Origin of the sequence: Tepidamorphus sp. 3E244 (assembly GCF_046159835.1) — a bacterium.
Taxonomy (GTDB): Bacteria; Pseudomonadota; Alphaproteobacteria; order Rhizobiales; family Tepidamorphaceae; genus JACKJK01.
This window is the reverse complement of sequence record NZ_JBJXCY010000001.1, coordinates 551,875-573,183: the sequence shown is the minus strand read 5'-3', so window position 1 is coordinate 573,183 and position 21,309 is coordinate 551,875. Positions and strand designations below refer to the sequence as shown.

At 65.9% G+C, this 21,309-nt stretch carries 21 protein-coding genes and 2 tRNA genes; 10 read left to right on the top strand and 13 right to left on the bottom strand.

Annotation, left to right across the window (positions count from 1 at the left end; all coding sequences use genetic code 11):
* Position 1: 1 nt before the first annotated feature.
* The 6 genes from ACKTEK_RS02715 to ACKTEK_RS02690 form a co-directional block, all read right to left on the bottom strand.
* Positions 2-511 (bottom strand): (2Fe-2S)-binding protein, encoded by a 510-nt coding sequence (locus ACKTEK_RS02715; protein ID WP_409163699.1) that lies wholly within the window; start codon positions 509-511, stop codon positions 2-4.
* A complete protein-coding gene (locus ACKTEK_RS02710) occupies positions 508-1,374 on the bottom strand; it encodes an FAD binding domain-containing protein (protein WP_409163698.1) in 867 nt (288 codons plus the stop codon). Before ACKTEK_RS02710 ends, ACKTEK_RS02715 begins: the two co-directional genes overlap by 4 nt.
* Positions 1,371-4,328 (bottom strand): xanthine dehydrogenase family protein molybdopterin-binding subunit, encoded by a 2,958-nt coding sequence (locus ACKTEK_RS02705; RefSeq protein WP_409163697.1) that lies wholly within the window; start codon positions 4,326-4,328, stop codon positions 1,371-1,373. The genes ACKTEK_RS02710 and ACKTEK_RS02705 overlap by 4 nt, the downstream gene beginning before the upstream one ends.
* 63 nt (positions 4,329-4,391) lie before the next feature.
* Positions 4,392-5,882, bottom strand: coding sequence for an aldehyde dehydrogenase (locus ACKTEK_RS02700; protein ID WP_409163696.1), 1,491 nt, complete (start codon positions 5,880-5,882; stop codon positions 4,392-4,394).
* On the bottom strand, positions 5,879-6,475 hold the full coding sequence (locus tag ACKTEK_RS02695) for a thiamine pyrophosphate-dependent enzyme (RefSeq protein ID WP_409163695.1): 597 nt from the start codon (positions 6,473-6,475) through the stop codon (positions 5,879-5,881). The genes ACKTEK_RS02700 and ACKTEK_RS02695 overlap by 4 nt, the downstream gene beginning before the upstream one ends.
* Before the next feature lie 2 nt (positions 6,476-6,477).
* Positions 6,478-7,020: a phosphonopyruvate decarboxylase gene (locus tag ACKTEK_RS02690; RefSeq protein ID WP_409163694.1), complete on the bottom strand. Its 543-nt coding sequence runs from the start codon at positions 7,018-7,020 to the stop codon at positions 6,478-6,480.
* A 133-nt stretch (positions 7,021-7,153) separates the two neighbouring features.
* Here ACKTEK_RS02690 and ACKTEK_RS02685 point away from each other — a divergent pair, with 133 nt between their 5' ends.
* From ACKTEK_RS02685 to ACKTEK_RS02645, 9 genes are all read left to right on the top strand, one after another.
* Positions 7,154-8,083, top strand: a complete 930-nt coding sequence (locus ACKTEK_RS02685; protein ID WP_409163693.1) for a LysR family transcriptional regulator — start codon at positions 7,154-7,156, stop codon at positions 8,081-8,083.
* Between the two features lie 96 nt (positions 8,084-8,179).
* The gene (locus tag ACKTEK_RS02680) at positions 8,180-9,331 is read left to right on the top strand and encodes an acyl-CoA dehydrogenase family protein (RefSeq protein ID WP_409163692.1); all 1,152 of its coding nucleotides are present in this window, start codon (positions 8,180-8,182) and stop codon (positions 9,329-9,331) included.
* Complete coding sequence (locus tag ACKTEK_RS02675) at positions 9,331-10,482, top strand: CaiB/BaiF CoA transferase family protein (RefSeq protein ID WP_409163691.1); 1,152 nt, start codon at positions 9,331-9,333, stop codon at positions 10,480-10,482. Before ACKTEK_RS02680 ends, ACKTEK_RS02675 begins: the two co-directional genes overlap by 1 nt.
* A gap of 2 nt (positions 10,483-10,484) precedes the next feature.
* Positions 10,485-11,288 (top strand): acyl-CoA dehydrogenase, encoded by an 804-nt coding sequence (locus ACKTEK_RS02670; RefSeq protein WP_409163690.1) that lies wholly within the window; start codon positions 10,485-10,487, stop codon positions 11,286-11,288.
* A 112-nt stretch (positions 11,289-11,400) separates the two neighbouring features.
* The gene (locus ACKTEK_RS02665) at positions 11,401-12,579 is read left to right on the top strand and encodes an ABC transporter substrate-binding protein (RefSeq protein ID WP_409163689.1); all 1,179 of its coding nucleotides are present in this window, start codon (positions 11,401-11,403) and stop codon (positions 12,577-12,579) included.
* A 65-nt stretch (positions 12,580-12,644) separates the two neighbouring features.
* Positions 12,645-13,535 carry a branched-chain amino acid ABC transporter permease gene (locus ACKTEK_RS02660; protein ID WP_409163688.1) on the top strand — a complete coding sequence of 297 codons (891 nt, stop codon included), beginning with the start codon at positions 12,645-12,647 and terminating at the stop codon, positions 13,533-13,535.
* A complete protein-coding gene (locus ACKTEK_RS02655) occupies positions 13,528-14,547 on the top strand; it encodes a branched-chain amino acid ABC transporter permease (protein WP_409163687.1) in 1,020 nt (339 codons plus the stop codon). Before ACKTEK_RS02660 ends, ACKTEK_RS02655 begins: the two co-directional genes overlap by 8 nt.
* Before the next feature lies 1 nt (position 14,548).
* The gene (locus tag ACKTEK_RS02650) at positions 14,549-15,289 is read left to right on the top strand and encodes an ABC transporter ATP-binding protein (protein ID WP_409163686.1); all 741 of its coding nucleotides are present in this window, start codon (positions 14,549-14,551) and stop codon (positions 15,287-15,289) included.
* Entirely contained in the window at positions 15,282-16,004 is a 723-nt protein-coding gene (locus ACKTEK_RS02645) for an ABC transporter ATP-binding protein (protein ID WP_409163685.1), read from the top strand. The genes ACKTEK_RS02650 and ACKTEK_RS02645 overlap by 8 nt, the downstream gene beginning before the upstream one ends.
* Before the next feature lie 11 nt (positions 16,005-16,015).
* On the opposite strand, the gene ACKTEK_RS02640 is transcribed toward ACKTEK_RS02645, so the two are convergent.
* Together ACKTEK_RS02640 and ACKTEK_RS02635 are read right to left on the bottom strand one after the other, a co-directional pair.
* Positions 16,016-16,807 (bottom strand): HpcH/HpaI aldolase/citrate lyase family protein, encoded by a 792-nt coding sequence (locus tag ACKTEK_RS02640; protein ID WP_409163684.1) that lies wholly within the window; start codon positions 16,805-16,807, stop codon positions 16,016-16,018.
* Positions 16,808-16,984: 177 nt separating this feature from the next.
* Positions 16,985-17,059 (bottom strand) — tRNA-Gln (locus tag ACKTEK_RS02635).
* Between the two features lie 162 nt (positions 17,060-17,221).
* On the opposite strand from ACKTEK_RS02635, the gene ACKTEK_RS02630 reads away from it, so the two are divergent.
* Positions 17,222-17,298: transfer RNA gene (locus ACKTEK_RS02630), tRNA-Pro, on the top strand.
* On the opposite strand, the gene ACKTEK_RS02625 is transcribed toward ACKTEK_RS02630, so the two are convergent.
* The 5 genes from ACKTEK_RS02625 to ACKTEK_RS02605 all read right to left on the bottom strand — a co-directional run bounded on the left by ACKTEK_RS02625 (position 17,299) and on the right by ACKTEK_RS02605 (position 21,233).
* Positions 17,299-17,448, bottom strand: coding sequence for a hypothetical protein (locus ACKTEK_RS02625; protein ID WP_409163683.1), 150 nt, complete (start codon positions 17,446-17,448; stop codon positions 17,299-17,301).
* Positions 17,445-18,005 carry a GNAT family N-acetyltransferase gene (locus ACKTEK_RS02620; RefSeq protein ID WP_409163682.1) on the bottom strand — a complete coding sequence of 187 codons (561 nt, stop codon included), beginning with the start codon at positions 18,003-18,005 and terminating at the stop codon, positions 17,445-17,447. Before ACKTEK_RS02620 ends, ACKTEK_RS02625 begins: the two co-directional genes overlap by 4 nt.
* A gap of 2 nt (positions 18,006-18,007) precedes the next feature.
* Positions 18,008-19,141, bottom strand: a complete 1,134-nt coding sequence (locus ACKTEK_RS02615; protein ID WP_409163681.1) for a type III PLP-dependent enzyme — start codon at positions 19,139-19,141, stop codon at positions 18,008-18,010.
* A 475-nt stretch (positions 19,142-19,616) separates the two neighbouring features.
* Positions 19,617-20,243: a methyltransferase family protein gene (locus ACKTEK_RS02610; protein WP_409163680.1), complete on the bottom strand. Its 627-nt coding sequence runs from the start codon at positions 20,241-20,243 to the stop codon at positions 19,617-19,619.
* A 30-nt stretch (positions 20,244-20,273) separates the two neighbouring features.
* Positions 20,274-21,233 (bottom strand): GlxA family transcriptional regulator, encoded by a 960-nt coding sequence (locus ACKTEK_RS02605; protein WP_409164876.1) that lies wholly within the window; start codon positions 21,231-21,233, stop codon positions 20,274-20,276.
* Positions 21,234-21,309: the final 76 nt, after the last annotated feature.

Here is a 21,309-nt window from a genome sequence, read left to right as displayed (position 1 = left end):
GCTATTCCCCGCCCTCCCCGCCGCGCGCCTGCGCGACTTCGAGGATGGCCCGGACCATGCCGCTGTAGTCGGTGCAGCGGCAGATATGGCCCGACAGCATGTCGCGCACCTGCGCCTCGCTCGGGGCCTTGTTGCGCTCCAGGAATTCCGTTGCCGAGGCGAGAATGCCCGCAGTGCAGAACCCGCATTGCAGGGCGTGGTGGCGGCGGAACGCGCGTTGCAGGTCGTTCAGCCCGTCCTCGCCGGAGAAGGATTCAACCGTGCGGATGTCCGCGCCTTCGGCCTGGACGGCGTACTGGGTGCAGCTTCGCTCGGCGCGCCCGTCGCGCAGGATCGTGCAGGCCCCGCACACGCCATGCTCGCAGCCGACATGCAGGCCGAGGCAGCCCATCTCGTGGCGCAGGAAATCGCTGAGCAGCATGCGCGGCGCCGCCTCGCCAGTGCGCTCGCGGCCATTGACCGTCAGGGTCACGGCGTGGCGCTGGTCGCCCTTCTTCACCTGCGCGCTCATGCGGCGGCCTCCGTGGTCTGCGAGAACGCCGTCGTCAGGGTGCGGCGCACGAGGGTGCGCGCCAGCGCGCGCCTCTGGCCGGCCGAGGCGCTGTGATCGCTGATGGGTTCAAGCTTGCTTGCAACGTCTTCGGCGAGCGCGGTGGCAAGCTCATCGGACGGCACTTCGCCGGCGGCGTCCGGGCGGAAGCGGACGGGCCGGTCTTCCACGCCGCCGACGCCGATCGAGACCTCCGACACCTTGCCGCCCTCGATGCGAACACGGCTGGCGACGGCGGCAACCGCGAAGTCGCCGTGACGTTCTGCAATCTCGGCAAAGGCGACATGGTCGCCCGGCTTCGCGCAGGGCCATTCAAGGCCGGTGATCATCTCCTCGGGCGAGCGGGCCGTGGTCAGCATGCCGAGAAAGAACTCGTCGGCAGCGACCTTGCGGCTGCCACGGCGCGAGCGAAGCTGCACCCTACCGCCCAGTGTCACGAGCGAGAGCGGCGTTTCGGCGCTCGGGTCGGCATGGGCAACCGACCCGCCGAGCGTGCCGCGGTTGCGGGTCTGCACGTGCCCGACCCAGGGAAGCGCCAGCCCGAGCAACGGCACGTGGCCGGTGAGTGTCTCGTCGATGAGCGCATCGCTCTGGCGCACGGTCGCGCCCGTCGTTGCCGTGTCAGTTCCTGCATCAATTGCACGAAGCGCCTCGATGCGGCCGATGTCGATCACCACCGACGGCTTGACCAGACGCAGGTTGAGCATCGGTCCGAGCGACATGCCGCCCGCCATCACCACGGCATCGCTGCCGTATTCGGAGAGCAGGCCCAGTGCTTCCTCGATGCTTTCGGGGCAGACGTAATCGAAGGCGACCGGCTTCATGCGCTTGCCCCAGACTTGCCGAACAGCGCGCGGATGCGGCCCAGAACGCCCGGCTTGCGCTCGGACGCCAGCGCCTGGAAGAAGCGCCCAATCAGAACCTCGGTGACCTTGCCGAGCATCCGCTGGCCGACACTTGCGACCTTGCCGCCGACGCGGGCGCGGTAGCGATACGACAGCCGCGTGCCGTCTCCTTCCGGTTCCAGCGTCACGTGACCGTCGCCGCGGCCAAAGCCCAGTTCGCCGGCGACCGTGCCGACGAGATGGACGCTCTTGGGCGGCACCGGATCGCGCATGTCGATGGTGGCGGAGAAGACGCCGCGCATGGCGGCGACGCGCAATTCGACCTCGGCCTGGAAACGGTTCTCGCCGTCCTTGGTCAGCTTGCGGCAGCCCGGCACGATGTTGGCAAGCACGTCCGGGTCGGTCAGGCGGTCCCAGACTTCCTGCGGGCTCATCGGCACGAGGACGGTGCCCTCGCCGGTGAGGTCGTCGGACTTGGCCTCGCCGGAGGGTGTCTTGTCCTCGATATCGGCATCGGGGTTTGCCATGCGCCAGAGCCGCGAGCGGTTGAGCGGCAGAACGACATCCTCGCGACCGAAGGCATCGGCCACCGCGTTGGCGATGGCAGCGGGTGTCAGCATCGAGCTGCCGTCGCCCATGCCCTTGGCGCCGAGACGGTTTGCGGTCGAGGGCGTCGTGGTGTGGCCAAGCGAAACGTCCGGCACTTCCATGGCGGTCGGGCAGGAATAATCGGCAAAGGTGCCGGACAGGAACTGGCCCTGCGAGTCGTAGACCAGCTCTTCCATGAGCGCCGCGCCGAGCCCATGCAGGAAGCCGCCGCGCACCTGCCCCTCGACGACGAGCGGGTTCAACTGCACGCCGACATCGTGGACCGAGGCGTATTTCACGATTTCGAGCTTGCCGGTTTCGGGGTCGATCTCGACGGCTGCAAGGTCGGCGACGAGGCCGTAGGTCACCGCCGAGGCGACCCTGTCCTCGCTGTCGGCCGTGCCGAGCACGTCAGGCGAGAACATCACGGTTTCGGAGATGCCCGGCGAGACACCCTGCGGCATGCCGCGCGTGTGCCAGTGGCTTCCTGCTGCGAGCCTGCCGACGGGCACCTTCTTGTCGGGATCGTCGATCAGGCGGGCAACGCCGTCGGCCAGTTCGATGTTTGCGAGGTCGGCATTCAGCGCACTGGCCGCGATGCGCCGCAGCTTGGTCGCAACGTTCTCGGCGCATTCGTCGATGGTATCGGCGACGATGGAGGCGAAGCGGTTGGAATAGTTTCCGGACGCGACGGACCAGACGGAATTGAGCGTGTCCATCTGGGTGACGGTCTCGATGTCCTCGGGCCGCATGCCGAGCTTCTGCGCCACGATCTGTGTCGCGACGGTGGCGTGGCCCTGCCCGTTCGGCGTCGAATCGAGGCTCACCGTGACGCGGCCACCGGGGTCCATGGCGATGTGCGCGGTCGCCATGCCGCCGGACTTGGGGGCTGACTTCGCGCGCTGTTCCGGCGTCTGGGCAAGGCCGACATAGGCCATGTTGGAGCCGGACGGTTCGGTGCCGATGGCAAAGCCGATGCCGAAGATGCGGCCTTCACGCCGGGCGGCTTCGCGCCTCGTCTTCAGGTCGTAATAGCCGCCGACATTAAGCAGTTCATCGAGGGCGGCCTCGTAGTCCCCTGCGTCATAGATGGAGCCGCCGCAGGTGCGATACGGGAAGGCGTCCCTGGGTACAAAATTGCGGCGGCGGATCTCGGCGACGTCGAGGCCCATGCCGCGCGCGGCCAGCTCCATCATGCGTTCGAGCGCAAAGTAGAACTGCGGGCCGCCATAGCCGCGATTGAGGCCGACCGGCGGCGTGTTCGTCACCACGATGCGGTTTTCGACGAGGATGTTCTCGACCGCGTATGCGCCGTTGGAGGCCGCGTGCATGCGGTAGAGCGATGCCGGCTCCGGCGCGCGCACATAGGCGCCCATATTGGCGAGGTTGTCGTAGTGCAGCGCGGTCAGCTTGCCGGACTTGTCAAAGGCAGCGCGGATCCTGCCCCAGCGGTCGCTGACGGCGGTGGCCGCCGTCAGGTGCTCGCCGCGATCCTCAATCCACTTCACCGGGACCTTCAGCATTCGGCTCACGGCGGCCAGCAGCACGATGTAGGGATAGAGCGCCTGCTTCACGCCGAAGCTGCCGCCGCTGTTGGGCGGAGTTATGAGGCGCAGCCGGTTGCCCTGGATGCCGAGGGATGCCGCCATCAGCGGGTGCAGGATAAACGGCCCCTGGAAGTTGGACCAGACCGTGTAGCGGTCCGGGGCCTGCTCGAAATTCGCGATGACGCCGAAGGTCTCCATCGGCGTCGCGATGTAGCGCGGAAAGCGGTAGTCGAGTTCGAAGGTGTGGGCTGCCTGCGCGAACGCGGTATCGGGATCGCCATAGGAATGACGGCGCTCCAGCGCGAGGTTGGAACCGACTTTCTCGTGCAGCACGGGCGCGCCCGGTTCCAGCGTCTCGACCGGATCGACCACCGCCGGCAGCGGGTCGTACTCGACCCGGATGAGGTCCAGCGCGTCCTCGGCGATGTAGCGGTCGCGTGCGACGACCACGGCAACCGGCTCGCCGACATAGCGCACCCGGTCCACCGCACAGGGGAAATAGACAATCGGCGAGTGGATGACGCTCGATATGGGCTTCAGCAGCGATGCGATTTCCGCACCGGTCACGACACCCTCGACGCCGGGCAAGGCTGCCGCGGCGGAAACGTCGATGGAGCGGATCATGGCGTGGGCGTGGGGCGAACGCAGAATGGCCGCGTGGCGCAGTCCCGCCACCGGCTCGAGGTCGTCCATGAACCGGCCATGACCGGTCAGCAGCGCCTCGTCCTCGAGGCGCTCCACCGGCTTGCCGAACCAGCCGTCCTGCCCGTCTCCGCCTTCGCTGACGGCGGGCTTCATCGCATGGCCCTTTGTGCCAACGCCTCCGTCCTCCCTGGTTGCTTCACGGCGCTTCGCGGCCGCTTAGCGCAGCACGAACGGATTGGAGAACCCGTCCGCGCAGCTGATCCAGACGCTCTTCGTCTGGAGATATTCCTCGATTGCCTTCTGGCCGGACTCCCGGCCAAGGCCGCTGCGTTTGTAGCCGCCGAAGGGCGACGTGTAGCTGACGGCCCGGTAAGTGTTCACCCAGACTGTGCCGGCTTCGAGACGCGCCGCCATGCGGATCGCGCGCGGCATCGACTGCGTCCAGACACCGGCGGCAAGCCCGTAGGCGATCTGGTTGGCCTTCTTCAGCGCGTCGGCCTCGTCGTCGAACGGGATCACGCTGAGAACCGGTCCGAAGATTTCCTCCTGGGCAATGCGCATGTCGTTGTCGACGCCGGTGAAGATGGTCGGTTCCACGAACCAGCCATCGCCCAGCTCGGTGCCTTCCGGTCGCCCGCCGCCCAGCGCGCAGGTCGCGCCCTCGCTCCGGCCGATGTCGATATATTTCAGTACCGTGTCGAGCTGCTGGCGGGTCGTCACCGGGCCGACATTGGTGTCCTCGTCCATGGGGTTGCCGAGTTTCGCCGAGCGCGCGAAGGCGACCAGCTTCTCGACGAATTCATCTTGGATGGACCGCTGGACCAGCAGCCGCGAACCGGCGATGCAGGTCTGGCCGGACGCGGCGAAGATGCCCGCGATGGCACCGCGCACCGCGTCATCGATCGGGGCATCGTCGAATACGATGTTGGCGGACTTGCCGCCCAGTTCGAGCGAGACGTGCTTGATGTGCTCGCCTGCTTTGGCCGCAACGCTTGCGCCGGTTGCATCACCGCCGGTGAAGGCGACCTTGGCAACCTTCGGATGGGTGACGAGCGCATCGCCGATTTCCGCGCCGAAGCCGGTCACCGTGTTGACGACGCCTGGCGGAAAGCCCGCTTCCTCGAAGAGTTCGGCGAATGCCAGCGTCGAAACGGACGCGTGTTCCGAGGGCTTGATGACGACGGTGTTGCCGGCGGCGAGTGCCGCGGCAAGCTTCCACGTCAGCAGCAGCAGCGGCGAGTTCCACGGAGTGATTGCGGCGACCACGCCGAGCGGTTCGCGCAGGGTGTAGTTGAAGATCTGCGCCTTGTCGGTCGGGATGACGCTGCCTTCGATCTTGTCGGCAAGGCCGCCGAAGTAGCGGTACCACTCCGGGATGTAGCGAAGCTGGCCGTGCATCTCGGCGAAGAGCTTGCCGTTGTCGCGCACTTCCAGCCGCGCCAGCCGTTCGGCATCACGCTCGATCAGGTCCGCGACCTTCCACAGCAGCTTGCCGCGCGCCGACGGCGTGATGTCGCGCCACTCCGGCGATTCAAATGCGTTGCGCGCTGCGGTGACCGCCGCCTCGACATCGTCCGGCGTGCATCGGGGGACCTGCGCCCAGGCGGACCCGGCGTAGGGGTCGTGGCTGTCGATCCACTGGCCGCCAGCGGATTCGACCCGCTTGCCGCCGACGACGTTGCGGAACTGTTCGAGGCGTTCGGTCATATGGTCTCCAGACCCAGCTCGCGGCGGAACCGGTTCTTGACCTCGACGCCGTCGCGCGGCGGCAGTGCGCGCGGATAGGGCTTGGCCTCGATCAGCACGGACGCGAAGCCCGGCCCTTCGCCGGACTTCAGCTTCGCGATGAGATCGGGGAGACCGCTCTCGTCTTCCACCCGCATCGTCCAGTTGAATCCGCAGGCCTTGGCCACGCCGACGAGGTCGACGCCGAGGCCCGTGTGGCTCGCCTGCATGCCGGTCTCGCCATAGTGCTGGTTGTCGAGCACCACGACAGTCAGGTTCTTCTGCTTGCGCGCGGCAATCGTCGCCAGCGCGCCCATGCCCATGAGCTGTTCGCCGTCGCCGGTGATGACCGCGACGTGCTGGTCCGGACGCGCGACCGCGAGGCCGAGCCCAACCATGGCCGCGCCGCCCATGGCGCCCCAGAGATAGAAATTGCGATGGCTGTCGCCAACCGCCGCCACGTCATAGGCCGATGAACCCAGCCCGGTCACGACCAGCAGGTCGTCACGCTTTTCCAGCAGCTTCTCGACGATTTCACGGCGGTCCAGCCGCGCATTGGTTGCCTGGCTTGCCATGTCTATTCCGTCCATTTCTTGCGGCCGATGAGGGATTGGGACAGCAGGATCGCGACCGGCTGATCGCCAAGAAACGCATCGTGCAGGGCCGCGTCCGTGACCGGGCCGACCTCTTCCGGCGTGCTGACGCGGTGGACGGTGACGCCCATCATCTCGAAGGAGGCCTGGGTCGCGCGGCCCATGGGCACCTGCCAGGGATTGAACTCGCCGATCTCGCCGCGCATCGTCACGACGGTCGCGAAGGGCACGCGGCAATTGTTGATGAGGCTCAGCATGTTGACGCAGTTGCCGACACCGCTCGACTGCATCAGCAGGACCGACCGGTCGCCGCCAAGCCATGCACCGCACACGGCGGCAACGCCCTCTTCCTCGGTGGTCAGCGGATAGGCCGTCATGTCGGCATCTGCCTGGGCGCTGCGGATGACGTGGCTGTGGCCGGCGTCGGGAACGTATGGCACCTGCCGGACCTCGTTTCGCTTCAGACAGTCGAACAGCACGTCCTGCCAAGGCGCACGATCGGTATCACTGCGCTTTGCAGCCTCCATGGGGACCTCACTGGTGGTTTTTCTCGTTGAGCGTTTGTGTCGTGAGGCAGACTAGGCACGCACCAAGCCTTTGCAAAAATAGTTTGTTTCTTTATGTGCTATTCAAATCCGTGATACCTTTGTGGGGCGTGCCGTGGATCTCCGTCAGCTCAGAACCCTGATCCAGGTTGCCGAAACCGGCAGCCTGACAAGTGCCGCAGACCGCCTCAACACCGTGCAGCCGGCGCTCAGCCGCCAGATCCGGATGCTGGAGGAAGAGTTCGACGTCGTGCTCTTCGAGCGGCAGGGGCGCGGCATGAAGCCGACCGAAGCCGGCGAGCGCCTGCTGCAGCACGCGCGAACCATCCTGCGCGACGTTGAACATGCCCGTGCCGACTTGCAGGCGGTGCGCGGGACACTGACGGGCGATGTTTTCTGCGGGGCGATCCCAAGCCTCGGCGAGCGGGCGCTGGTGCCGTTTGCGCGCGATTTCGCGACCGACAATCCGCTTGTCTCGCTGCGCCTCGTCACCGGCTATGCGGGCTTCCTCGTGGAGTGGCTGGCGCGCCGACAGGTCGATATTGCGCTGCTGTACGACCTGCCGAGCCTTGCCAACTACGAGGTGGTGCCGCTTGTCGAAGAGCCGCTGTTTGCAGTGGCCCCGGCCTCTGCCGGGCTGAGCATCAACAAGCCCATCGGCTTAAGCGAACTCTCCTCCATGCCGATGATCCTGCCCAGCCCGCAGCACGGCCTGCGCAAACTTCTGGAAACCGCCGTGCAGGAGCGGAAGATCAAGCTCACGGTTCGGCTGGAGGCGGATTCGCTCCAGGCCCAACTGGACCTCGCGCGCTCGGATTTCGGCTGGACGGTGCTGCCACCATCTGCCATCGCGCAGGAGCTCGCCGACGGGCACATCACCGCCGCGCCGATCTGCGATCCGGAAATCCTGCGGCGCATCGTGCTGGCGCTGCCGACCGACCGCAGCCATCCACACGTCGTTCGCGTGTTCTCGGATGCGCTGGCCTCCCATCTGCTCTCGCTGCTCGGCGATGACAGGTGGCCCGGTGCCCGCGCGCTCGCGTAAGCGGCGCTATACATATTTTCTATAGCTACCCCAACAAACATCTATTTGAACGATGCTCCGGCATCCCGTTAGCTGTCACGCAACGAAGGAGTTCCCGTGCCACAAGACCACAAGGACATTCGCGAGGCCGTGCAGCGGCTTTGTGCCGGTTTTCCCGGCGAGTACTGGCGCGAGCTGGATCGCGAAAACCGCTATCCGGCGGAGTTCGTCGCCGCGCTGACCGAGGCCGGCTATCTCGGCGCGCTGATCCCGGAAGAGTATGACGGCTCGGGCCTGACCATTTCGGCGGCTGCGGCGATCCTCGAGGAAATCCACGCGCAAGGCTGCAACGGTGCGGCCTGCCACGCGCAGATGTACACGATGGGAACCGTGCTGCGGCATGGCTCGGACGCGCAGAAGCAGAAGTACCTGCCGTCCATCGCGTCTGGCGAATTGCGGCTACAGGCCTTCGGCGTCACCGAGCCGACATCCGGCACGGACACCGGCTCGCTGCGCACCGTCGCGGTGAAGGACGGCGACCGGTACATCGTCAACGGCCAGAAGATCTGGACGTCGCGGGCGGAATATTCCGATCTGATGATCCTGCTGGCGCGCACCACGCCGCTCGACCAGGTGGAGAAGAAGACGCAGGGGCTTTCGGTCTTCATCGTCGACATGCGCGACGCACTGAAGGACGGAATGACGATCCGCCCGATCCGCACGATGATGAACCACGCCACCACGGAAGTGTTCTTCGACGACGTGAAGGTGCCGGCGGAAAACCTCATCGGCGAAGAGGGCAAGGGCTTCCGCTACGTGCTGTCGGGCATGAACGCGGAGCGCATCCTGATCGCGGCGGAATGCATCGGCGATGCGCGCTGGTTCATCCGGACCGCGACGGACTACGCCAACGAGCGCTCGGTCTTCGGCCAGCCCATTGGCAAGAACCAGGGCATCCAGTTCCCCATCGCCAAGGTCTATGCGCAGATGCGCGCAGCCGAACTGATGGTGCACCAGGCCATTGATCTCTACGAAGCCGGCGAGCCGTGCGGCGCGGAAGCCAACATGGCCAAGATGCTGGCAGCCGACGCCTCTTGGGAGGCGGCCAATGTCTGCCTCCAGACCCATGGCGGATTCGGATTCGCGGAGGAATACGACGTGGAGCGCAAGTTCCGCGAGACCAAGCTCTACCAGGTCGCACCGATCTCCACGAACCTCATCCTCTCCTATCTCGCCGAGCATGTGCTCGGCCTGCCGAGGTCCTACTGATGGTGGCGCCCCGCCCGCTGGAGGGGCTGCTGGTCGTGTCCGTCGAGCAGGCGGTCGCAGCGCCCTTGTGTACCGCGCGCCTGGGCGATGCTGGTGCACGCGTCATCAAGGTGGAACGCCCGGAAGGTGATTTCGCGCGCGGCTACGACCGGCTCGTGGACGGCGAGAGCGCCTATTTCGTCTGGCTCAACCGGGGCAAGGAAAGCCTCGTCCTCGACCTGCGCCAGTCAGGCGACCTCGACTTTCTCGACCGCCTGATCGGTCGTGCGGACATTCTCGTCCAGAACCTGAAGCCCGGCTCGCTGAACCGGCTCGGCATCGACCCGGACGCAATCCGCAAGCGCAACCCCGGTCTCATCGTCTGCAACATTTCCGGCTTTCGCGGCGACGGCGACATGGCCGACCGCAAGGCCTACGACCTACTGATCCAGGCGGAGTCCGGCCTGTGCTCCATCACCGGCTCGCCGCAGGAACCGGGCCGCGTCGGGATTTCCATTGTCGATATCGCGACCGGCACCACGGCCTATGAAGCCATCCTCGAAGCGCTGATCGCGCGCGGCAAGAACGGCGAGGGCCTGACCATCGACATCTCGATGTTCGACGTCATCGCCGAACTCTCCGCCGTGCCGTGGCTGCAATGGCGCTATGGCGGCAAGGAGCCGGCGCGCGTCGGCCTGAATCACCCGACAATCCAGCCCTACGGCGCGTTCCCGACAGGGAGCGGTGTGCCGATCCTCATCGCGATCCAGAACGAGCGCGAGTGGCAGCGGCTGTGCGCGCACGTGCTGGGCAATGCGGAACTGGCCAGCGACCCCCGCTTCAACGACAACACCGCGCGCGTGGCAAACCTCGTCGCGCTGCGCGAGATCATCGGTACGGTCTTCGGCAAGAGCGATGCGGACACGCTTGGTGAGCGGCTCAACGAGGCCGGGATCGCCTGGGGCCGAGTCAACGGCATGGAAGGCCTCGACAGCCATCCGGAGTTTGCCCGCGCGGCCTGCCGCACGCCGAGCGGCGAAGCCATGGTTCCCCTGCCCGCCGCCCGGTTTCGCGGCGAAGCGCGCAAGCCGGCGCGCGTGCCGGCGCTGGGCGAGCATACCGAATCCATCCGCGCCGAGTTCGACGCTCAGTCCACGCGGCGGAGCCAATGAACATGCACGCCGACATAACCGGGCAAAGCCGCACCGAGACCGACACGCTGACGCAATCGGTCGTAACGCGTGCGCGCGCCCTGCTCGACCGGCAGCCTGACGACGCGCGTCCCGTTTACGGCCTGCACCTGATGCTGGGCCTGCCGGGTGCGCTGCAGAGCGAGCTTGGCCGCGACGGGCATCCGAAGGCAGGCGGCATCCTGCCGGATCTCGGGCTGGAGCGGCGCATGTGGGGCGGCTCCAAAATCGCGTTTCACGCACCGCTGGAAACCGGACCCGTCGATATCCGCGAAACCATCGGCGGCGTGGACGAGCGCGAAGGCGGCAGCGGGCGCATGGCGATCGTGCGGCTTGAGCGGGAGTTTCGCTGCGGCGGCACGCTGTGCGTCAGCGAAAGCTCCAACATCATCTATCTCGGCCCGCGCAAGGACAGCGTGTCCGCAGCGCCGGTGGACCTGCCGGGCAGCGTGCTGACGGAGGAGACCTTCACGCCCGACACGCGGATGCTCTTCCGCTTCTCGGCACTGACCTACAACGCCCATCGCATCCATTACGACCGCGACTATGCCCGCGACGCGGAAGGCTACCCCGACCTCGTCGTCCACGGACCCCTGATCGCGTTCCGGCTGATGAACGGCGCGCATGACGCGCTTGGCCGCGAACCGACCAGCTTTTCCATCCGCCTCCTGCGGCCGGCCTTCGTGGACCGGCCGATCCGCCTTGTGTGGACGCAAACGCAGGATGGCGTCGAAGGCCTTGCACTCGACAGCGAAGGACACGCACACGCCCGGGCCACCGCAAGCTAGGCCCGAGCGAACCAACCGCGCGCCATGGCGAGCGCGCGGACAAGAAAGCCGGACAACCGGCAAGCCAGCAACGAACGCAAACAACGCGAAATTGCTCACCGGGAGGAAGAAGATGACCTACATGAAATCAATCGCCGCAGGCGCATTGCTTGCCGGCACGGTCCTGGGCACGCCCGCCGTGGCGCAGGACAAGACCATCGACATCGGCGTGGTGACGCCGATCTCCGGCACCTATGCCGGCATCGGCCAGCAGATCCGCTGGGGCCTCGACCTGGCCGCCAAGGAGATCAACGAGGCCGGCGGCATCATGGGCCGGCAGGTGAATCTCATCTACGAGGACTCCGAGGCCAACCCCGCGGTTGCCACGCAGAAGGCGGAAAAGCTCATCACGTCCAACGGCGTCAACTTCATCACCGGCACTGTGAACTCCGCCGCGACGCTTTCCGTCGGACAGCTGGCCGAGCGCAGCAACGCCATCGCGACAACGAGCGTGTCCTATGCGGACTCGATCACCGGCGCCCAGTGCTCGCCCAACGTCTTCCGCGTGAGTGCCAATGCGCACATGCAGGCGGCGACGCTTGCCGTGTGGCTTGCCAACGAGACCAAGGAAGCGCGCGTGCTCTATGTCGGTCCGGATTACGAAATGGGCCGCTCCAGCGTCTCCGCCTTCAAGGCGGAAGCTGAATCCAAGGGTGCCGTCTCGGCGGGCGAAGTCTTCGCGCCGCTCGGCAACAACGACTACTCGCAGTATTTCGGCCAGATCCGCGCGGCTCGTGCCGACGTGATGTACACCGCGACTGCGGGCAACGACACCGTCCGCCTCCTGACCCAGATGCAGGAATTCGGGCTTCTCGAGGGCCTGAAAGTGATCGGCGCTTCGGGCGCCGTATCGGGCCAGAACATCGAGGCGCTCGGCACCGCGGCCAACGGGTTCGTCACCGGCGTGGGTTATTCCTCCGGCATCGACACGCCCGAGAACAAGGCCTTCGTGGAGGCTTTCGAGGCCGCGAACGGCAAGAAGCCCGACCTTTTCGGCACGGACTCCTATGGCGTACTGTTCTTCTACAAGGCTGCCGTCGAAAAGGCGGGTTCGACCGAAACGGAAGCCGTGCGCAAGGCGATGGAAGGCCTTCAGTGGGACACGCCGCAGGGTTCCAAGACCATGCGCGCCGAAGACCACCAGGCCGTGCTCGACATGTACATCGTCCAGATCCAGGACGGTCAGTTCGGCATGATCGATCGCATCGACGGGGCCGACATCGTCGGCGAGGACAGCTGCGAGCGCTTCTGACGCGAAACACGCAGCCGCCGTGGCGACGTCGTCACGGCGGCTGACCTTCTCCTGAGGGGTCCCGCATGCCGCTAACCGATCTCATCCAGTTCGTGATCGCGCCGCAGGTCGTCAACGGCCTTGCCATCGGCATCGCGGTCATCCTGATGGCGCTCGGCCTGACGATCATCTTCGGGCTGCTCGACGTCATCAACATGTCCCATGGCGAGTTCTACGCCATCGGGGCCTATCTCGGGCTGGCGCTTGCCGGCATCGGCGTCTCGTACTGGGCGCTGCTGCTGCTCGTGCCGCTGCTCCTGTTTCCGCTCGGCGCGCTGACGGAGACCGTCTTCATCCAGCGGGTCTACAACGACAAGGAGCGGCACATGCGAACGCTCCTGCTGACCTTCGGCATCGGCATGGTGCTGGAAGACCTGTTGAAGATCGTCTTCGGCCCGAACCCGCAGCGCATCGAGATGCCGATTTCCGGCGTCACCGAAATCCTCGGCGTGATCGTGCCCAACTACCGGCTGTTCCTGATCGTGGCCGGCACGCTGATCATCGCCGCCGTATGGCAGTTCGTGTTCCGCACGCAGTTCGGCGCCACGGTGCGCGCCGCGGCCCACGACCCGGACATGGCCTCCTCGCTGGGCATCAAGGTGAAGCGCATCTACGCGATCACCTTCGGCACCGGCGTTGCGCTCGCCGGGCTTGCGGGCGTCCTGCTCGCGCCGATCTACTCGGTCTTTCCCACCATGGGCCGCGACTTCATCTTCATGGCCTTCGTGGTCGTCATCGTCGGGGGCTTGGGCTCCATCAAGGGAGCAGTCCTCGCAGGGCTTCTCATCACACAGATACAGGCCGTCTCCAGCGTCTGGATATCGCCTGCCTGGACGGAACCGTTCGTCTTCACACTGATGGTGATCTTCCTCGCGGTGCGCCCGGCCGGTCTGTTCGGGAAGTTCGGTCATGGCTGATCTTTCAACCGAACCCGGCACCGCTGCGCCAGCCGAACGCCGCCAAGGCATTCCCGCCACGCGGCTGCTCGCCATCGGCCTGTTCGTCGCGGCGCTGGCCTTCGGCCTGCTCGCGTGGATGAGCGATGCCGAATTCTACCTGCGGCTTGCCACCGAAGCGCTGATCTTCGGCGGGCTGGCGCTTTCGGTCGACCTGCTGCTGGGTCGCACCGGCATGCTGACGCTCGGACAGGCGCTCTATTTCGGAATCGGGGCCTATGTCTCGACGCTCGTCCTCAAGGACGTCGCGCCATCGTTCTGGCTGGCGGCGTTCGCAGCGAGTGGCGTCAGCGCCGTCGCCGGGCTGATCGGCGGGCTGGTCGCCGTGCGCTCGCGCGGGGTCTACTTCGCGCTCATCACCTTCGGGCTGGCGCAGGCGGTCGCCAAGTCAGTCTACAACACCCGTGCGCTGGGTGCGTCCGACGGCATCATCGGCATCCCGATCATCAAGATCGACCTGCTCGTCTACAGCTTCGGCGCGGACGAACCCCTCGCCTTCTACCTGTTCACGCTGGCAGCCTTCGCGCTTGTGTGCGCGGCAATCGCCTATGTCGTCGACCTGCCGCACGGGCGGGTGCTGGCGGCGATAAAGGCCAACGAGACGCGGGTGCGGTTCCTCGGCTACGACACCTTCCGCTACAAGCTCGCGGTCTACGTCATGGCGGCAGCGGTGGCGGGCTTTTCCGGCGCGCTCTATCCCATGCTGCGCGGCTTCGTCTCACCCGAGCTGATGGCGTTCCAGACGTCCGCCTGGGCCATTATCGCCGTCATCATCGGCGGCATGGGCACGCTCGTCGGCGCGCTGTTCGGCAGCTTCCTGCTGACCATGCTGCGCTCGGTGCTGAGCAGCTACACGGAGCATCACCACATCATCGTCGGCGTGTTCTTCGTCATCGTCGTCATCGCGTTTCCCAAGGGCATTCTCGGCATGGTGACCCAGTGGATGAAGCGTCCGCGCAGGGAGGATCGCTGACATGACCCCGATCCTTGCGGTGGAAGGCCTGTCGATCAGCTTCGGTGGCCTGAAGGCGGTCGACCATGTCAGCTTCGACGTGCAGCCCGGCGCGATCACGTCGGTGATCGGTCCCAACGGTGCGGGCAAGTCGACGCTCTTCAACCTCATCAGCGGCGCACTGCGCCCGGCCACCGGACGCGTCGAACTCGCCGGGCGCGACGTCACGCGCTGGTCGCCCAACCGGTTGGCCGCCGCCGGCCTCGCGCGCTGCTTCCAGACGACGAACCTCTTCAACGACCTGAGCGTGGAAGAAAACCTGCGCCTTGCCGCGCAGATCAACGAAAGCCGGCTGCGAGGGTTTTTCCCGGTCCGCGCGAACCGCGAAGCGGCCAGGGCGGTCGAGACCATGATCGAGCGTTTCGACCTCGGCCCCACCCGCCACCTCGACGTGGCGCATCTCTCCCACGGCGATCAGCGCCGGCTGGAGATCGCCGTCGCCATGGCCTCGCATCCGAAGCTGCTGCTGCTCGATGAACCCACCCAGGGCATGTCGCATGGCGACACGCAGGCGGTGGGAAAGCTCATCCGCTCGCTCGCCGGCGACGTCACCGTGCTGGTGGTGGAGCACGATATCGGCCTCGTCATGTCCATGTCGGACCGGATCGTCGTCATGGCGCAGGGCGCCAAGATCGCCGACGGCACGCCGGACGAGGTACGCAACGATCCACGGGTCAAGGAGGCCTATCTCGGTCATGCCTGACACCATCCTCAACGTCGAGAATGTCCACGCGCGCTACGGGCTGGGCGATGTCCTGCGCGGCATCAGCCTGCATGTGGAGGCCGGCGAGGTCGTCTCTCTGTTCGGGCGCAACGGCGTCGGCAAGACGACCCTGCTGAAGACCATCGCCGGATGGCTCAAGCCTCATACCGGCCGCATCGAACTGGCGGGCGAAACCATCTCGGGGCTGGAGACGGACAAGATCTGTCATGCAGGCGTCGGCCTCGTTCCCGAGGACCGGCGCATCTTTCCGGGCCTCAGCGTCGACGAGAACATGCGGCTCGGCTTTCGCCAGTCGCCTTCGGCCAGCGCTGCCGAGCGCCGCGAGCGGCTGGAGAAGGCCTACGAGCGCTTCCCCCGGCTGTGGGAGCGCCGCCAGCAGATGGGCACCACCCTTTCGGGCGGCGAACAGCAGATGCTGGCGATTGCGCGCGTGCTCGTCGGTGCGCCGAAGCTCGTCCTGATCGACGAGCCGACCGAAGGGCTAGCGCCGTTCATCGTCGACGAGATCGTCTCGATCATCCAGGCGATGTCGGCAGATGGCATGTCGGTCCTGCTGGTCGAGCAGAACGTCCATCGCGCGCTGGAAGTGACGTCGCGCTTCTACGCGATCGAGCGCGGCGCGGTTGTCTTCGAGGGACTGCCGGACAGCGAGGCCGACAAGACGCGGTTGTTCGAGACCATCGTCGCGGCCTGAAGTCGGGCTGCCTAGTTCGCAGCGCCAGCGCGCGCGAGGATTGCGCGGGCGCGGATGCGCACCGGTTCATCGACCATCTCGCCATTGACGGAGGCCGCGCCGTCACCGGATGCCAGCACCCGTCTGGCCCACTCGATCTCGCCCTCGCCGGGCATGAAGGCGGCCTTCACGCCATCAATCTGTTTCGGGTGAATGCACAGCTTACCGGTCATGCCGATGTCGCGCGCGTGGGCGGTGTCTGCGGCCAGTTCGTCGGTATCGTTGATCCGCGCCGTCACCCCGTCGATGGGCGCGGCGATACCGGCAAGGCGCGAGGCGAGCACCAGCTCGCTGCGGGCTGCTAAGAGAATGTTTCGCTCGTGCGCGCAGCCGAGATCAGCGCAATAGTCGATGGAGCCGAAGGCAAGCCGCGTGACCCCGTTCAGCGCGGCAATGGCGCGGGCATTGGCAAGTCCGAGAGCTGTCTCGATCAGCGCAATGGTAGGCATTGCTGCGTCTTCAGCGACGCTCGCAACGCTTTCCGGGTCTTCCGACTTCGACAGCATGACGGCGGCAAATCCCGCGTCGCGCACCGCCGCGATGTCGGCGTCATGCCACGGCGTGCCGACGGCGTTCACCCGCACGATCACCGGCAGGTCGGTGAAACTTGGATCAAGCGCGTCGCGCGCCGTGTCCTTGGCCTCGCGGCCGACGGCATCTTCGAGATCGAGGATGACGGCATCCGTGCCGCAGGCAGCGGCCTTGGAGAAGCGGTCCGGCCTGCTGGCGGGCACGAAGAGCGGGGCGATGATCGAGGTCGGCATGAACGTGACGGTTCCCTTTGCGGTTCGGCAGCGGCAAACCGCTTCACGTCACGTGATTGGCCAAACTTGCCCGCAAGTCGACCCTGCCGAAGGTCGTCGCGGGGATTTTGAGACGCAAAGGGTAGCGAGGCCCGGTATATCGGGCCAAACATCAGGCCGCCTGTTCGCCCGAGCGGTTGGCTGGGGCGGCAGGATTCGAACCTGCGAATGCCGATACCAAAAACCGGTGCCTTACCACTTGGCGACGCCCCAATGCCGGGCCACGTATCTAGCCGCTTGGCTGCGGCCCCGCAAGGGTTCCGCGCCCGCGCGAAGCACGCAGAGTTTCCTTTGGAAACATGCCTTGCGGCGACCGCATGTGGTGGTTATAAGTCCGTCCGCACCGGGCCGCAGCGCCCGTGTTTGCAAAGACTTCGGAGTGTGGCGCAGTCTGGTAGCGCACCTCGTTCGGGACGAGGGGGTCGCAGGTTCGAATCCTGCCACTCCGACCATCAATCCAAAATCCGGTCGGTGAGTTGCGCGCGAGCGCGCGCGATGTCGCGTGCGGCGCTGTCACGTTCGTCGAAGTTTTCGGTGAAATTCGGAAGGCAGGAACCGGCGGCAGCTTGCCGCCGGTATCTATCGTATTGCGTGTGGCTCAAGCGGCCTTGCGCTGTGCGATGGCGGCGTGACGGCCCGTGGGGCGCAGCATGCCTGATGCGCCATCGAGGCTGCCTGCGACCAGTTCCAGGCCAAGGAAGCGGTCGGCTTCGAGCGGACCCGGCATGGAGAGTCCCTGAGCGAAGCGCCGCTCGAAACCGAAGCGGTTGTAGTAGGGCGCATCGCCCACCAGCAGGATGGCGCGGTGGCCAAGGCGGGCTGCCTCGGAAATCGCATAGGCCATAAGCCGCCCGCCGATGCCCTGACCCTGAAGCGACGGGTCGGTCGCCAGCGGGCCGAGCAGCAGCGCTTCACCTGCGGTGCCGGCGGCGATGTTCCACAGCCGCACGGTGCCGACCACCCGATCACCATCGCGGGCGGTAAAGGCGAGGCCTTCGGCCGGAAAGCGGCCACGCCGCAGCTTCTCGCTGGACTTGCGGAACCGGCCGGGACCGAAGGCTGAATCGAGCAGGGCTTCGCGCGCTGGCAAATCGCCAGCGCATTCGGCACCGATCGTCACCCTCACGGGCGGCAGGTCGGGTTTGATCCACGTGTCCATGACTAGATGACGTAGGCCTTCAGGGGCGGGAAGCCGTTGAAGGCCACGGCAGCGTAGGTCGTGGTGTAGGCGCCGGTCGCCTCGATGAAGATCTCGTCACCGACCGTCAGCGAGAGCGGCAGGTTGTAGGGCTTCTTCTCGTAGAGCACGTCGGCGCTGTCGCAGGTCGGGCCTGCGACGACGCAGGGGCCGGCTTCTTCGCCATCACGCGGGGTGACGAAGGGGTAGCGGATGGCCTCGTCCATGGTCTCGGCGAGGCCGCCGAACTTGCCGATGTCGAGATAGACCCAGCGCACGTTGTCGTCTTCCGACTTGCGGGAGACGAGCACGACTTCGGCCTTGATGGTGCCGGCGTTGCCGACCATGCCGCGACCCGGCTCGATGATGGTCGCGGGCAGACGGTTGCCGAAGTGGCGGCCGAGCGCGCGGTGGATGGATTCGCCGTAGGCCTGAGCCGCCGGAACGTCCTTCAGGTAACGGGTCGGGAAGCCGCCGCCCATGTTGACGAGCGTCAGCACAATGCCGCGCGATTCCAGGGCCTTGAAGACCATGGAAGCATCGGCAAGCGCTGCGTCCCATGCGTTGGTGTCGGTCATCTGGGAGCCGACGTGGAAGGAGACGCCGGTGGCGACGAGGCCGAGCGAGTGGGCGTATTGCAGCACGTCGATGGCCATCTTCGGGGCGCAGCCGAACTTGCGCGACAGCGGCCATTCGGCGCCTTCGCCGTCGGTCAGCACACGGCAGAAGACGCGCGCGCCGGGGGCTGCGCGGGCAACCTTCTCGACTTCCTCGAAGGCATCGACCGCGAACAGGCGAACGCCCAGCTCGTAGGCGCGCGCGATGTCGCGCTCCTTCTTGATGGTGTTGCCGTAGGAGATGCGGTCGGGGGTGGCGCCGGCATCCAGTGCCATTTCGATCTCCACCACGGACGCGGTATCGAAGCTCGAACCCATGTCGGCCAGCAGGCGCAGGATTTCCGGCGCAGGGTTGGCCTTCACCGCATAGAAGATCGCCGAATCCGGCAGGGCCCGACGGTAGGTCGAATAATTCTCGCGCACGACATCGAGGTCGACCACCAGGCATGGGCCCTCGGGACGTCGGGTTGCGAAGAAGTCCATGACACGCTGCGTCGCCATCGTTCCGTCTCCAATCGTTCTTGGCCCACCGGCTTTGCGGCGGGGGCATGTTCCCGATTGCGCGAGAACGGCCAGAGACGGGTGTGGACGCGCCGTCCCTGCCCGTGCATGCGCACGAGAACAGGTTCAAGACGCTGCCTGCGACATGCAGGTCAGCGGTATGAGCGCCTTTGGATTGGAGCGGAGAGCCGCGCCGCACTGCCAGGCAAGGATGGTGTGCCTCTTCAGTGACCCCGGCTGGTGGAACAGCCGGCAGAGACCAAAAAAGCCCGCACCGTCGTTGCTTGAGGACGTCTTGCTTCGAACCGATGGTCTGGACGAAGCGGCGGGGCTGACCCGCCTTGTGCCGACGCCGATGGGCACGTGCGACTTTGGGCGCGCTGTAAATGATGCAATTCGCACCCTGACGCAAGGGGCAAAAGCGCCACGGCGAAAATAAATTTTCAGGGGCGAAAAACGGGGAATTTCTTAACGATTACCAGACGCGCAGCAGGACCGGGATGAACCCGGAATCCTGCGCGGCTTCCAGCACCTCGAAGACGGGAAGCGCGATGAAGAACACCAGCCCGTCGAAAAGCGTTGCGCGCAGCAAATGCGGCTTGAAGGTCACCGTTTCGCGTTCGCGGTAGCCGCTGAACTTCGGGAAGAAGCGCGGCGTGCTGCGGATATAGTGCTGAAACGTCTCGCCGAACGCCTCGGACAGCCGGTCTTCCTCGACGCGGATCAGCAACATGAAGGCGACGTAGCAGAGAACGGCAGCGCCGATCATCATCGTGACAGAACCCATCTGCGCGCCAATGCCCGCAGCGCCGATGGTCGAGAACACGTAGAGCGGGTTGCGGCTCAGGCTGTAGGGCCCATCGGTGACCAGCGATGAGTTCTTGGACCCGCCGATATAGAGCGTGCACCACATGCGCCCGAGAATCGCGGTCACGATCAGGGTCAGGCCGAGGATTTCGAGGTTCTCGTGGAAGTCATCCGTCCCCGGATAGACCGGTCCGACGAAGATCAGCCCGACCGCCAGCAGCGCGATCAGCGTGCCGAGAATCGCGCGGCGATAGCGTTCGTAGATTGCGGCTGCCTGCCCGCCCGGCTTCAACATGGTCTGGCTCCGATCAATTCGTCCGGTGGCTCAGGAAGCTGCCATGCGGGCGCTCTTGGATGCGCCGAGCTTGGGACGTGCCCGTTCCGACTGCGGCGAGCATCCATACGTCTCGCGGTAGCACTTTGAAAAGTGCGAGGCGGAAACGAAGCCGCAAGCAATGGCGATCTCGATGACGGGCAGGCTCGTCTGCCGCAGCAGGTGGCGGGCGCGATCGAGCCGGATTTCAAGGTAGTATCGCGCCGGAGAGCGCCCCAGATACAGCCGGAAAAGCCGCTCGACGTGACGTCGCGACAAACCGACGCGGTGGGAAATATCCTCCAGCGCGATAGGTTCGGCGAGGTTGGATTCCATCAGCTGGACCACGCTCAGCAGCTTGCTGTCGTGGTGCCCGACGCGCGCGCCGAGTGGCAGGCGCTGGCGGTCGTGAATATCGCGCATCCGGTCGACGAGGCTCATCTCGCAGACGCGGGTGACGGTTTCCTCGTCGAAGTCCTGCTCGATGATGTGGAGGAACAGGTCGAGCGAGGCCGTTCCGCCGGCGGAGGTGTAGACGTTGCCGTCCACCTCGCACAGCAGCGGCGCGACCTCGGCCTCCGGGAACCATTCCGAGAAGCCGGGGATGTTTTCCCAGTGGATGGAGCAGCGCTTGCCGTCCAGCAGGCCCGCCGCACCCAGCACCCACGCTCCCGTGCACAGTCCGCCGACGCCGCGCCCGCGACGGGCGACTCCGCGCAGCCAGTCCTTGAGTTCGGAGAAGCAGTGGTTCTCGACGCGCAAACCCCCGCACACAAAGGCGATGTCGGGCTGTTCGCCGTTCATCAGGTCGCGCTGGACGGATTTCAGGTCACGGTCGGCGGCGATGCTGATGCCGGAAGAAGCCTGCACCGGCGCGCCGTCGCGCGAGACAAGCGTCCAGGAATACATGTCCACGCCGGTGGCGCGATTGGCGATGCGAAGCAGGTCTATGGCGCCGGTGACCGCCAACATGGTGAATTCCGGCAACAGGAAGAACTGGAAATTGCGGTGCGCCAATACGAGTACTCCAGCGAGCAGCAACCGTCAT